The sequence below is a fragment of the Sphingomonas sp. BL-S-25 genome (genome assembly GCF_055521555.1).
The window spans coordinates 3523610-3536652 of record NZ_CM145486.1; the positions used below are offsets into that span (position 1 = coordinate 3523610).

The following is a 13043-nucleotide window of genomic DNA, read 5'->3' on the forward strand; positions in this document are numbered from 1 at the left end:
GGGGTTCCACCCATCCTCCGCGCGCCGATCCGTGATGTGCGAGCTGCGCGACAAGCGCGCCGGAAAATGGAGCTTCCAGAAGTGCTCCTGTGGCAAGCCCTGCGCAAACGCCCGGGCGGGTTCCGTTTTCGTCGCCAGCATCCACAGCCGCCCTATCTGTTGGACTTTGCCTGCCTTGAGGCGCGGCTGGCCATTGAAGTCGATGGGGAGAGCCATGACCGGGGCGACCGGCCCGAGCGAGACGTCGCGCGCGACCGCATCCTGGCTGAGCGTGGCTTTCATACGGTGCGCATCCCCGCGCGTGAGGTACTGGGCGATTTGGAAGCAGTGATCGCCGGCATCCTTGCGGCGTGCCGCGAGCGGGGACCCCTCCACCGTCCTTCGGACGGTCCCCCTCCCCGTTCCGGGGAGGAGTGATGGGAATCTTCAGCCATTCCTTCTCGCAACGGGGTGGGGATTGTCCCTTCTCAGCTCGCTCAAATGTGTCAGGCCGTAAAGAAGGGTCTATAATGCGCCACCTCCTCCTCGCCGCCGCGCTCCTTGCCCCGGGCATCGCTGCGGCCCAGACCACGCCGACCCCCAAGCTCCCCCCGGCCAACCCGCTCCCCTATGACGACCCCGATGCGGCGGCTGTCATGGCTCCCATCACCGCGCTGACCCGCGCCATCGCCGCGCGCGATGGGCAGGCGGCGCTCGCGCTGGTCAAGCCCGAAGGCGTGGTCACGGTCGTCGAGCAGGGCGCGGGCGCCCCGCGGATCACGCACCAGCGCTGGTCCGACTGGGCCAGGGCGATTGCCCCCGGGCCGGAGCGGTTCGAGGAGCGACTGTCCACCCCGGCGGTCGAGGTCGATGGCGACCTGGCGATGGTCTGGGTGCCCTATGTGTTCCTGATCGACGGCAAGGTCAGCCATTGCGGCACCAATCATGCCGACCTGGTCCGCGAAGGCGGACGCTGGCGGATCGTCAACCTCAGCTGGAACCAGCGCAGCACGGGCTGCCCGGCATGACCGCCGCACGCGACCGGCTGTTCGTGCTCGAGACCGATGTGACCGATCCGGCGCATCCGGGGCGGCGCTTCTATTGCAAGGACTGCATCACCGTCGAAGGGCTGCTCGCCGCCTTTCCCGACCGTGCGGCGGGGATCGAGCTGGTCCGCGTGCCCTGGCCGCGCCCGCGCGCCGCGGTGGTCGATGCGATCGGCGAGGCCAATCAGAATCTGCCCGCGCTCGCCTTCGCCGAGGGCGGGTTCATCAACGAGATCGAGGCGCTGCTCGCGGCGCTGCACACCCGCCACGGCTTTCCGGAACGACATCCATGATCCAGTCCTTGCTAATCGCCAATCGCGGCGAGATCGCCTGCCGCATCATCCGCACCGCGCGCGCGCTGGGGATCCGCACGATCGCGGTTCACTCCGACGCCGACGCGCAGGCGCTGCACGTGCAACTGGCAGACCAGGCAGTCGCGATCGGCCCGGCGCCGCCGCGCGAGTCCTATCTGGTCGGCGAGAAGATCATCGCCGCGGCGCAGGCGACCGGCGCGGAGGCGATCCACCCCGGTTATGGCTTCCTGTCGGAGAATGCCGACTTCGCCGAGGCGGTGATCGCCGCGGGCCTCGTCTGGGTCGGGCCAAAACCGTACAGCATCCGTGCCATGGGGCTGAAGGACGCGGCCAAGGCGCGGATGATCGCGGCCAACGTGCCGGTCACCCCCGGCTATCTCGGCGACGACCAATCGCCCGAGCGGCTGAAGGCCGAGGCCGATGCGATCGGCTATCCGGTGCTGATCAAGGCAGTCGCCGGCGGCGGCGGCAAGGGGATGCGCCGCGTCGACGAGGCGGCAGCGTTCATGGACGCGCTGGCCAGCTGCAAGCGCGAGGCGGCGTCGTCCTTCGGGGACGACCGGGTGCTGCTGGAGAAGTACATCCTCTCGCCGCGGCACATCGAGGTGCAGGTGTTCGGCGACAGCCATGGCGATGTCGTCCACCTGTTCGAGCGCGATTGTTCGCTGCAGCGGCGACACCAGAAGGTGATCGAGGAAGCACCGGCGCCGGGGATGGATGCCGAGACGCGCGAGGCGATCTGTGCCGCGGCGGTGCGCGCGGCCAAGGCGGTCGATTATGTCGGCGCCGGGACCATCGAATTCATTGCAGATGCAAGTAATGGACTGCGTTCCGACCGCATCTGGTTCATGGAAATGAACACGCGGCTCCAGGTCGAGCATCCGGTGACCGAGGCGATCACCGGCCAGGACCTGGTCGAGTGGCAATTGCGCGTGGCGAGTGGCGAGCCGCTGCCGAAGCGGCAGGACGAACTCGTGATCGACGGCTGGGCCGTCGAGGCGCGGCTCTATGCCGAGGATGCCGATCGCGGCTTCCTGCCCTCGATCGGGCCGCTCGACCTGCTGAGCTTTCCCGAGGATGACGGTCTGCGGATCGATACCGGGGTGGAGCAGGGGGCGGAGGTCAGTCCCTATTATGACCCGATGATCGCCAAGCTGATCGTCCACCGCGAGACGCGCGAGGCGGCGCTGGAGGGGCTGGCGACCGCGGCGGGATCGATGCTCGTCTGGCCGGTGCGGACCAATGCGGGGTTCCTCGACCGGCTGCTGAGCCTGGACGCGGTGCGCAGCGGCGCGGTCACCACCGGGCTGATCGAGCAGCGCCTCGACGACCTGCGCGGGCCCGAGCGCGCCGATGACGACATGATCCGCGCCGCCGCCGCCGGGCTCTACATGACCCAGCGCGACGAGACGCCGCCCAGCTTCTGGACCGGCATGATTCTGTCGACCGAGGAGGACCGGCGGGACCCGGTCGGGCTGGCCGGTTTCCGCCTGAACGCACCAGCCAGGGTGCGGGTCGCGGTCGAGAGCCTGGGCGAGGTCAGCGTCGTCGAGTTCGATGCGCGCGAGATCGGACCGATCTACGAATATGACGAGCGCGGCGTGGGCGAGGGGCGCGATGCCGGGCGGCCGATCGAGCTGACCGCCTGGGGCGACGCGGTGCTGGTCTCTCGCGCCGCCGACCTGTTTGCGGTGCGCATCGCCGAACCGCGCGGATCGGCCGGGGCAGGGGCGGCGTCGGACGGCGCGGTGCTGGCGCCGATGCCGGGCCGGGTCACCGCGGTCGAGGTCGCGGCGGGCGAGGCGGTGACCAAGGGCCAGCGGCTGCTGACGCTGGAGGCGATGAAGATGGAGCATGGCCTGACCGCGCCGTTCGACGGCACTATTGCCGAGCTGAATGCGTCGACCGGGGCCCAGGTGACCGAGGGCAGCGTGCTGGTGCGGGTCGAACCGGCGGGCGAGTGACGCGGGCACTAGCGGGAATCACCCGCAACCCCTAAGCGCCTGCCATCATGCTCAACCTGTCCGACATCACGGTCCGCCTTGGCGGGCGGACCATCCTCGACGGCGCCACCGCCTCCCTGCCGCCGCGCGGCCGCATCGGCCTGATCGGCCGCAACGGCGCCGGGAAGACCACCCTGGTCAAGGTGATCGCCGGACAGCTGGAGCCCGATACCGGCGCGGCGGAAATGCCGCGCGGCCGGCGGCTGGGCTATATCGCGCAGGAAGCGCCGGGCGGCGACGCCACCCCGTTCGAGACGGTGCTGGCAGCCGATAAAGAGCGCGCCGCGCTGCTTGCCGAAAGCGAGGTCAGCCACGACCCCGACCGGCTGGGCGAGATCCATGAGCGGCTGAACGCGATCGACGCGCATGCCGCACCGTCGCGCGCGTCGCGTATCCTGGTCGGCCTGGGCTTCGACGAAGAGGCGCAGCACCGCCCGCTGGAAAGCTTCTCGGGCGGCTGGCGGATGCGCGTGGCGCTGGCGTCCTTGCTGTTCTCGCAGCCCGACCTGCTGCTGCTCGACGAGCCGTCGAACCACCTCGACCTCGAAGCCGTGCTGTGGCTTGAGGAATTCCTCCAGAGCTATCCGGCGACAATCCTGATCGTCAGCCACGAGCGCGACTTCCTGAACAATGTCGTCGACCACATCCTGCACCTCGAGCGCGGGAAATTGTGGCTCTATCCCGGCGGCTATGACGCGTTCGAGCGCCAGCGGGCCGAGCGCCAGGCACAGCTCGCCTCGGCACGTGCCAAGCAGCAGGCCGAGCGCGAGAAGTTGCAGGACTATATCGCCCGCAACTCGGCCCGCGCCTCGACCGCGAAACAGGCCCAGTCGCGCGCCAAGGCGCTGGCGCGGATGCAGCCGATCGCCGAGCTGCTCGACGATCCGAGCCTGACCTTCGGCTTCCCCAGCCCGGAGGAGCTGCGCCCGCCGCTGATCACGCTCGACATGGCCACGGTCGGCTATGGCGAGAAGCCGATCCTGCAGCGGCTCAACCTGCGGCTCGATCCCGATGATCGCATCGCGCTGCTCGGCCGTAACGGCAACGGCAAGACGACGCTGGCGCGGCTGCTGGCGGCGCAGCTGACGCCGATGGAAGGCGAGATGAACGCCAGCGGCCGGATGAAGGTCGGCTATTTCACCCAGTATCAGGTCGAGGAGCTCGACCGCGACGATACCCCGCTCGACCATATGACCCGGCTGATGAAGGGCGCCAGCCAGTCGGCGGTGCGCGGCCAGCTGGGCCGGTTCGGCTTTTCGGGCGACAAGGCGACGACCAAGGTCGGCAAGCTGTCGGGCGGCGAGCGCGCGCGGCTTGCGCTGGCGCTGATCACCCGCGACGCGCCGCACCTGCTGATCCTCGACGAGCCGACCAACCACCTCGACGTCGATGCGCGCGAGGCGCTGGTCCAGGCGCTGAACGAATATAGCGGCGCGGTGGTGATCGTCAGCCACGACCGGCACATGCTGGAGATGACCGCCGACCGGCTGGTGCTGGTCGACAGCGGCACCGCGCGCGAGTTCGACGGATCGATCGAGGACTATATCAAGTTCGTCCTCGCCAAGGAGCCGCAGGGCGAGGGCAAGAGCGAGGCCAAGGTCAATCGCAAGGATGCCCGCCGCGCCGCCGCCGAGGCACGCGAGCGCGCCACTGCGATGCGCAAGGCGGCCAAGGCTGCAGAGGCGGAACTGGCCAGCCTGAACGAACAGCGCAGCGCGGTCGACCGGGCGATGTTCGATCCGTCCTCCGCCGATGCATCGCTGACGAAGCTGACCATGACCGACCTGATGAAGCGCCGCGCCGCGCTCGATGCGCAGATCGGCGAGGCGGAGGCACTGTGGATGGAGGCAAGCGAAGCGGCCGAGGCGATCACTGCGGGCTGATCGTCGCAGGGGCCGAGGAGGCCGGCGGAAAGCTGGACGCTGTCCTTCGTGAACGATGCGGATCGTTCCTGCCATGATAACGCTTTGCCAGAGGCGGCGATGTCGCCATCTTCAGTAACATAGAGCAGCGCAAGCTTCCCCAAGGCCGGTAATCGTGGATTTCCCGTGATGCCCCTCACCAGGAACAGAAGACTGGCAATCATCGGCGCGCTGGCCTCCGCGACAGTCGCCGTCTCCCTGGGCACCTATCTGCCATCGGGCGACAAGACGCTCGAGACAAGAACCTCTCCCGACGGTCGCTACGCGCTGGAGCTCCGTAGCGCCACGCGGTGGCAGGTGGCCACGCATTCCATTGCCGACCAGCTGGTCTATGCCCGCCTCCACCTGCCGGACGGAAAGCGGGTCGACTCCGCTCCATTCGACGTGAGCGGCGCTGGCCCCACCTTGTGGACGGACAATGGTGGCGTGCAGATCGGCACGACCGCGATCTACGAGCCGAAGAAGCAGCGCTGGTCGGTCGAGCGGTAGCGCAGGAGCCGCCAGCCGAGGCAACCGCGACCTCTCTCCCGCTCGCCTGCTGGCCGCCGCCCAGATGTATCCGGATCGGATGCGCTGTCGCTCCGTTCCTGGTATGATCCGCTATGCTTACCCGCGACAGGCCTCTGTGCCTGTCCGCGTAGAGGCATGAATGGGGAGGTGGGCGATGATCCTGGTGATGCTGGCTCTGGCGGCGGTGATCCAGCGGACGCCGGCGACCGAGGAAGAGCGAAGCGCGGCAATGGAAACCTACTTCGCGTGCCTGGCCAAGGCGGCGGAGGAGAATGACGACGATCGGTCCGATGCGATGACGATCGGCCTGATCATCGCGCCCTATTGTCGCAGCGGTCGCGAGCTTGTCGCCCAGGTTTGGACCCGCGAATACAAGCGCGATCGCGTGCGCGTCTGGTTCCTGCAGGATCTGGAGGACCGGTCGCCACAGGACGCCGCCGCGATGGTCGTCGCCCGGCGTCAGGCGCGGGGTGTCAATTAGGTCGCGGGCGCGTGCCGCCTCCGACCTGATATTGAATGACCGAGACTGGTGGGCGGTTGTCGATCCTTTAGGGACCAGTTTCCAGAGGTGCGACGATTCAACTCATCCATGACTGCTGCCTTAGCTGCCCAGGGCGTCGGTGGTGGCCTTATCGGGTCATGCTTGGAGCTGAGTGTCGTTCTCGCGCGTCACAGCGCCGCTTGATTCGCGGTCCAGGGACGGAGCTGTTAAGAGCCTCTCGTGCGTGATCGACGCGATGGCAAGGCGAGCGATCCGCCTCGGACCTCGCACTCAGGCGGTTGAATCACGTCTGCCAGTTCTGAAGCTGTTCTAATTCGCTTGCTGCGCATCCCGGTCACGCTGTACATGACATTTCGATGACACCTCCTCTGATCGACCGATCGCGGGATCGCCGGATCGAGGATCCAACCAACCTCTGGCTCATTCACCCTGCAGCGCGTGTTCTGCTGCCGTGGTTCGTTGCGCGGGGCGTTTCGGCCAACGCCGTATCGATCGGCGGGCTGATCCTCGGCGCGCTGGCGGCGCTGGCTTATGCCCATTGGCAGCATTGGCCCTATGCGGTGCTCGGCCTGGCATTGTCGATCGCGTGGCTGGTCGCGGACGGGCTCGACGGCATGGTTGCGCGGGCCACCGGCACGGCAAGTCCGCTGGGTCGCGCGCTGGACGGGCTGTGCGACCACGGGGTGTTCATCCTGATCTATGTCGTGATCGCATCGTCCATCGGTACGGTCGAGGGCTGGGTGCTGGCGGTGGGGGCCGGCGCTGCCCATGCACTCCAGTCCAACCTTTACGAAAGCGAACGCGCGCGCTTTCACCGCCGGTGCAAGGGCGTTGCGGCCCCGGTCCAGCAGGCCCCGAGCCACAACCCGTTGGTGCGGCTGTACGATCGAGTGGCAGGCGTGTTGGAGCGGTTCGCCCGGCCCTTCGATAGTGTCCTCGCCGCCCGCTCGGGTTCGGGCAAGCTTATCGCTACCTATGGCGCATCGGCGGCCAAGCCGATGCGCTTGATGAGCCTGCTCAGCGCGAATGTCCGCGTCTACGCGATCTTCCTCGCCTGCCTGGCCGGGAATCCGCGGTGGTTCTGGTGGTTCGAGCTCGTCCCGCTTTCCGCGATCCTGCTGATCGGCCTGGCGTGGCACCGGAATGTCGAGCGGAAACTGGCCCGGCTCGACTCAATCTCAACGCTTAAATCGACTTGAAGGAAGTGAAGAAGCAATGACGAGTATCAATGTCGCCGTGGTCGGCATCGGCAATTGTGCAAGCTCGCTGGTCCAAGGCCTGTCCTATTACCGCGAAGGCACGAACGAGGCCGTGGGCCTGATGCACCTGGATCTGGGTGGATACCGCCCGAGCGATATCCGGGTCGTGGCGGCCTGGGATGTCGACCGGCGCAAGGTCGGCAAGGACGTCGCGGAGGCGATCTTCGCCAAGCCGAACTGCACCGCGGTGTTCGCCCCCTCTGTGGAGCCGACCGGCACCATCGTGCGGATGGGCAAGGTGCTTGACGGCGTCGCGGAGCATATGGCGGACTATCCGGACGACCGGACCTTCCTGCTCAATGACGCCCAGGAGCCGACCAAGGAAGACGTCGTCGCGGTGCTTCGCGCGTCGAAAACCGATGTGCTGATGAACTATCTTCCGGTCGGATCGCAGACCGCGAGCGAGTTCTATGCCGAATGCGCGCTCGAGGCCGGCGTGGCCTTCGTCAACAACATCCCGGTATTCATTGCCAGCGATCCCGAATGGGCCGATCGCTTCACGCAGGCCGGAGTGCCCATCATCGGCGACGACATTAAGGCGCAGCTGGGTGCGACGATCGTCCACCGCGTGCTGACCGATCTGTTCGCGAAACGCGGCGTCAAGCTGGAGCGCACCTACCAGCTCAACACCGGCGGCAATACCGACTTCCTCAATATGTCGAACCATCGCCGGCTCGCGTCCAAGAAGATCTCCAAGACCGAGGCGGTGCAGTCGGTCGCCGCAGAGCGGCTCGAGGACGAGAACGTGCATATCGGCCCGTCGGACTATGTCCCCTGGCAGAACGACAACAAGGTCTGCTTCCTGCGGATGGAGGGCACGATGTTCGGCGCCATCCCGATGAACCTCGAACTGCGTCTTTCCGTTGAGGACAGCCCGAACAGCGCCGGCGTCGCGATCGACATGATCCGTTGCGCGAAGCTGGCGAAGGATCGCGGGCTGGCGGGTCCGATCGACGCGGCGTCCGCCTATTTCTGCAAGCATCCCCGCACGCAGATGACGGACGATCTTGCGGCACAGGCAGTGGAAGACTTCATCCTGCAGCGCGCATGATCGACACGGCGATCCTGCTGGCGGCGGGCGAAGGCAGTCGCCTCCGCTCCGCCGCCCCGCTCAAGCCGCTTTGCCCGGTCGGCGACCGTCCGCTGATCGACCATGCGCTGTTCGGGCTCGCCGAGGCGGGCCTGGAGCGTGTGGTGGTGGTGCTGGGCTATGGTGCCGATCAGATCGAGGCGCACCTTGCGGCGGCGACCTATCCGATCGCCGTCCAGACGGTCCGAGTTGCCGACCACCGCAAGCCGAATGGCGTCTCGGTCCTGGCGGCGGATGGCCACGTCGCCGGTACGGAAGCACTGCTTGCGATGTGCGATCATCTGGTCGAACCGGAACTGTATCGCCGCGTCGCACGGGCGGGAGCCGCGGGCGGCGCGCGATTGGCGATCGACCGCCGTATCGAGAGCGACTGGGTCGACCTTGACGATGTCACGTGCGTGCAGACGCAAGGCGAGCGGATCGTCGCGATCGGGAAGGGGATCGACACCTACGATTGTTTCGACACCGGCGTGTTCGCGATCGGGGCGGGTCTGTTCACCGCCCTGCACGGCCTGGAGGATCCCTCGATCACCGAAGGCATGCGCGTTCTCGCCAGTCAGCAGGGCGCGCTCACCCTGGATTGCAGCGACCTCGACTGGATCGATGTCGATGATCAGGCCGCCCTGGACAAGGCAGAGGCATGGTTGCGCCAGAAGAGGTGACGTCGGACCAGCGTGCAGGGCCGGTATCGTTGAGCAATTCAAGCCCTGCGCCGGCGCTCGCTTCTGCCCGAAAGGTCGCGAGCTCTCGGTTGAGATAGCCCGCCAATGAACCCGAACGCGATGACAATTCCTGGATGCCATAGCATGCCGCAAGTCGATTTGTTGAAGTCCATGATCCAGTGACCGATCGACGGACCATCTCCATCATCGGCAGGCTCAAGGGGGAGACGCCGCTGGTCCGGACCGTCCGGAACGCCGGCTGGCTGCTGATCTCGAAGATTGTTGGCGCGTTTCTGAGTCTGATTTACCTCGCCATGGCTGCGCGCGCGCTGCACGCGGCCGGCTTTGGTCAGTTTTCACTGATCCTGGTATTGGCCCAAGGGATGGTACTGATCATCGGTTTCCAGAGCTGGCAGATTGTCTTGCGCTGGGGCACTGCTTCGATGCTGGAAGGCAGGAAGGCGCAGGTTTCCGCGCTGCTCTGGTTCTGCATTCTCCTCGAGTTGGTCGCAGCGCTTGCGGGATGCGCCATCCTGGCCCTGATCGTCCGCGCGCTCGCGCCGCATTTCCGGTGGACGCAGAGCACCGCCAATCACGCGATTCTCTTCGGGGCCGTGCTTTTGCTTACCGTGCGCTCGACCGCGATTGGGGCATTGCGGCTATATGATCGCTTTCGTGACGGTGCGATTGCCGAAACGGCGACCCCTGTCTTCCGAATGATCGGTGCGCTTGTCGCGGTGTTTGCCGGGGCAACCATCGATGGCTTCCTGTGGGCGTGGGCGGTAGCGGAGATCGCGACGGCGGCTGCATATTGGGGCCTGTTCTGGTACAGAATCGCACCAGAGATGTCGAAGCCCGTCCTCGCGGACATCGTCGGCGTCCCGCGCGCCTATCCTGGCTATTGGCGTTTCACCTTGTTCAACAATCTGAGTTCGGCATTCTCCGCGGCGAGCCAGCAGGTGGCCTTGCTCGTCGTGGGCTATACGGTCGGGGCGACGTCTGCCGGCTATTTCAGGTTGGCGCACCAACTCGGGCAGGCATTGCTCGTCCTTGCCGAAATGTTGAGCCGCTCGCTGTACGCAGAGCTGGCGCGGGTCAGCGTGAGCCAAAGTGGGGCCGCGGTGGCGACGTTGCTGAGCCGCACGAACAAGGCCGCCTTGGTCGGGGGGCTCGCCGTCCTTGGCGCAGTATCGATTCTCGGCAAGCCCGCGCTCTATCTGATCGGTGGCTCGGCTTACCTCCCCGCCTTCCCGGCGCTCGTCATTCTCGGTGCCGCCGCCGCGGTACAACTGATCGGCGTCAGTTTCGAGCCGGCGCTTATGGCTCGAGGCCGCATGGGTACATTACTTCTGGTCAGAGGCGCGGCGCTGCTCATTCTGATGGGGCTACTTGCCCTGTTGTTGCCGAGCATCGGAATGGTCGGCGGCGCTCTGGCGATGCTGATGGACGCTTGCGTCGCGGTGGCGTTGTTGTGGTTCTTCACACGCCGAGAGACCGCGATTGTAGGGCACCCGCGGCCCTGAGCATTGCCTTCGCCGAGGGGCATCCGCGGCCCTTCCCGAATAATGTCAGGTCCGCGAGGACGCGCATGATCCAGACTAGCATGTCAATATTTCGTCGCCGCCGTCGACCTACCCGACGGATGCAGCCCCCCTCAGGCTGCGGAAGGTGATCGACCAGCGCGTCGCTTCCATCGGGGCGATGCTGTGTTCCCAGTCCCAGCGCGCCTCGCCCGACAGGTGGTATGCGGAGCGTGGCGGCAGGTCGATCGAGTGGCGATCGAAGCCGCCGCTGGGTTTGCGGCGGCGGAAGCGGAGGGTGGCTTCGGCGCCCAGCGAGATGCCGACGACATGTTCGAACACCGGCCGGTCGCGGTGCCAGCCGATGCCTGCGCCCGGATCGTATCGCGTCAGCAGCACCTGTTCAAGCGCATCGGGCGCCAGGCGGGCGAAACGCGCGGCGCTGTCGCGGACGGTCAGCAGCCAGTCGGGGATGGGTTCGGCGCGCTCAAATCCGCCGGTTTCGAAATCATAGCGCCATCCGAACGAGGTCGTCAGCCGCCTGCCGGTCCATTGCTGAAAGCGGAATGGCGCCAAATCCAGTCGGTCGATCTCGTTTGCGAGTGCGCCCTCAGCATCATGCGGGACATGTTCCAGACATGTTTCAAGGCCGCGGAGGGCCGGATAGCCGAACAAATCGATGGGGTTAGGCGTCATAGCTGATATATAGAGTTACTTCATGTTCTCGCAACAATATCCAGTTTTTTCCGAGAGATAGCGGGTTGCATCGCCGGTCCCGACCCCCTAGCAGACCTTTGTGAAGTACGAGTTGATTGAATCTGCCGACCGCGTTTCGGTGTTCCTGAAAGCGCTCGCCGGCCGTAGCCGCCTTCTCCTCCTGTGCCATTTGTGGGAAGGCGAGAAGTCCGTTGGTGAACTCGCGCGGCTGACCAGCTCGCGCGACACCGCGGTCTCGCAGCAGCTTGCGCTGCTCCGGCGCCAAGGCATGGTCAAGGCGCGCCGATCGGGCCAGACGATCTTCTATTCGCTGTCGAGCGACGAGGTGATCCGCATCCTGGACGCGCTGCAGGACATGTTCGCGAATGGCGGTGTCGAGGCTGATGCCGAGGCCGAAGTCCCGGCGAGGCGCAGCGCCGCTGCCTGATCTGCGGTGCGGCGGAGGCCGCGCTGCTTCTTCTCAGCGTCGCGGGCGATCGATCACCGCGCGGGCGGCGGCCACCACGGTTTCCTGCGGCCGGTTCACCTTCATCCGGTGCCAGCCATAAAGCTCGCCGATCGAGCGGCGGGATTGTTCGCGCACCACGTCGGCGCCGGCGTCGGACGCGTCGCCCGACCGCGTATTGACCCGCGCGATCCGGTCGCGCTCGGGCGCCTCCAGCCAGATGCCGGTGAACGGCACGCGCCAGCGATCGGCCAGCATCTCGGCAATATCGCGCTCGCTGCGGCGCATGAAGACTGCGTCGATGATCACGCTGGTGCCGCACGACAGATGGTCGTCGGCGGATTCGAACAGCGCCTCCCAGGTGTCGGCATCGTTCGCCTGGGTATAATGCGAGGCGGGCAGCCGCGCCTCGGGCGGCAGGCCCATCAGCCGCTTGCGGAACACATCGCTGCGCAGGATCCGCGCGCCCGGCGCACGCCCCATCAGGCCGCCGAGAGAGCGGGCGAGGGTGCTCTTGCCGGTGCCCGAAAGCCCGCCCAGCGCGAGCAGCCGCGGCGATGCCTCGGCCAGCACTGCGTCGTCATGGCCGTGGAGCGACACGAATAGCGGCAGCAGCGACCAGCCGCGCGCGCCCTGGGGCAGCAGGTCGACATAGCGGTTGGCCACGATGTTCGCCGCAACGCCGAGACCGCGGCAGCGCAGATCCTCGAGCAGCACGGCCAGGTCGAACAGGATGTCTACGCCGACGTCATTGCCCTCGCCCAGATCGATGCCGGCTTCGCCGAGCGCGATCTGGTCAAGCGTCAGCGCACCGTGCCCGCGCCGGAAGCGGCCATGGGCTGCGCGCGCGTCCAGCGCCTGCGCGTGCCGCGACCATTCGATCCGCTGCTGTGGCAGCTCGGCATCGATCGCAGCGGCGCCGCCGCCCGGCGCGCGCTCGGCCGCGCCATGGAAGGCGGAAATTGCGTCGGCCAGCCGCATCAGCGTCGCATGGTCCAACTCGCGACGCTCGACGATTTCACTCAGCAACGGACCGGCCGGAACACGCATGAACAATCCTTAGCACGCCCGACC

Annotated in this window: 14 protein-coding genes; 12 read left to right on the forward strand and 2 right to left on the reverse strand. The window is 66.7% G+C overall.

Annotated elements, in window-relative coordinates; translation table 11 throughout:
- Nucleotides 1-66: 66 nt before the first annotated feature.
- The 11 genes from ACZ1H8_RS17085 (at nucleotide 67) to ACZ1H8_RS17135 (ending at nucleotide 10810) form a co-directional block, all read left to right on the forward strand.
- Nucleotides 67-417 (forward strand): endonuclease domain-containing protein, encoded by a 351-nt coding sequence (locus ACZ1H8_RS17085; RefSeq protein WP_465178412.1) that lies wholly within the window; start codon nucleotides 67-69, stop codon nucleotides 415-417.
- 92 nt (nucleotides 418-509) lie between these two features.
- Complete coding sequence (locus ACZ1H8_RS17090; RefSeq protein WP_465178413.1) at nucleotides 510-1007, forward strand: nuclear transport factor 2 family protein; 498 nt, start codon at nucleotides 510-512, stop codon at nucleotides 1005-1007.
- Nucleotides 1004-1318 (forward strand): DUF3088 family protein, encoded by a 315-nt coding sequence (locus ACZ1H8_RS17095; RefSeq protein WP_465178414.1) that lies wholly within the window; start codon nucleotides 1004-1006, stop codon nucleotides 1316-1318. Before ACZ1H8_RS17090 ends, ACZ1H8_RS17095 begins: the two co-directional genes overlap by 4 nt.
- Nucleotides 1315-3303 carry an acetyl/propionyl/methylcrotonyl-CoA carboxylase subunit alpha gene (locus tag ACZ1H8_RS17100; protein ID WP_465178415.1) on the forward strand — a complete coding sequence of 663 codons (1989 nt, stop codon included), beginning with the start codon at nucleotides 1315-1317 and terminating at the stop codon, nucleotides 3301-3303. Before ACZ1H8_RS17095 ends, ACZ1H8_RS17100 begins: the two co-directional genes overlap by 4 nt.
- A gap of 47 nt (nucleotides 3304-3350) precedes the next feature.
- On the forward strand, nucleotides 3351-5225 hold the full coding sequence (locus ACZ1H8_RS17105) for an ABC-F family ATP-binding cassette domain-containing protein (protein WP_465178416.1): 1875 nt from the start codon (nucleotides 3351-3353) through the stop codon (nucleotides 5223-5225).
- A gap of 168 nt (nucleotides 5226-5393) precedes the next feature.
- Nucleotides 5394-5753, forward strand: coding sequence for a hypothetical protein (locus tag ACZ1H8_RS17110; RefSeq protein WP_465178417.1), 360 nt, complete (start codon nucleotides 5394-5396; stop codon nucleotides 5751-5753).
- Nucleotides 5754-5928: 175 nt separating this feature from the next.
- Complete coding sequence (locus ACZ1H8_RS17115) at nucleotides 5929-6255, forward strand: hypothetical protein (protein WP_465178418.1); 327 nt, start codon at nucleotides 5929-5931, stop codon at nucleotides 6253-6255.
- 377 nt (nucleotides 6256-6632) lie between these two features.
- The gene (locus ACZ1H8_RS17120; protein WP_465178419.1) at nucleotides 6633-7475 is read left to right on the forward strand and encodes a CDP-alcohol phosphatidyltransferase family protein; all 843 of its coding nucleotides are present in this window, start codon (nucleotides 6633-6635) and stop codon (nucleotides 7473-7475) included.
- Nucleotides 7476-7491: 16 nt separating this feature from the next.
- Nucleotides 7492-8586 (forward strand): inositol-3-phosphate synthase, encoded by a 1095-nt coding sequence (locus tag ACZ1H8_RS17125; RefSeq protein WP_465181413.1) that lies wholly within the window; start codon nucleotides 7492-7494, stop codon nucleotides 8584-8586.
- Entirely contained in the window at nucleotides 8583-9287 is a 705-nt protein-coding gene (locus ACZ1H8_RS17130; protein WP_465178420.1) for an NTP transferase domain-containing protein, read from the forward strand. Before ACZ1H8_RS17125 ends, ACZ1H8_RS17130 begins: the two co-directional genes overlap by 4 nt.
- 179 nt (nucleotides 9288-9466) lie before the next feature.
- Complete coding sequence (locus ACZ1H8_RS17135) at nucleotides 9467-10810, forward strand: lipopolysaccharide biosynthesis protein (protein WP_465178421.1); 1344 nt, start codon at nucleotides 9467-9469, stop codon at nucleotides 10808-10810.
- A gap of 108 nt (nucleotides 10811-10918) precedes the next feature.
- Here ACZ1H8_RS17135 and ACZ1H8_RS17140 read toward each other — a convergent pair whose 3' ends face one another.
- Nucleotides 10919-11503, reverse strand: a complete 585-nt coding sequence (locus ACZ1H8_RS17140) for an alpha-ketoglutarate-dependent dioxygenase AlkB (RefSeq protein WP_465178422.1) — start codon at nucleotides 11501-11503, stop codon at nucleotides 10919-10921.
- Nucleotides 11504-11603: 100 nt separating this feature from the next.
- On the opposite strand from ACZ1H8_RS17140, the gene ACZ1H8_RS17145 reads away from it, so the two are divergent.
- On the forward strand, nucleotides 11604-11951 hold the full coding sequence (locus tag ACZ1H8_RS17145; protein WP_465178423.1) for an ArsR/SmtB family transcription factor: 348 nt from the start codon (nucleotides 11604-11606) through the stop codon (nucleotides 11949-11951).
- 33 nt (nucleotides 11952-11984) lie between these two features.
- Here the strand turns inward: ACZ1H8_RS17145 and ACZ1H8_RS17150 are convergent, their stop codons facing one another.
- Nucleotides 11985-13019 (reverse strand): P-loop nucleotide/nucleoside kinase family protein, encoded by a 1035-nt coding sequence (locus ACZ1H8_RS17150; RefSeq protein WP_465178425.1) that lies wholly within the window; start codon nucleotides 13017-13019, stop codon nucleotides 11985-11987.
- Nucleotides 13020-13043: the final 24 nt, after the last annotated feature.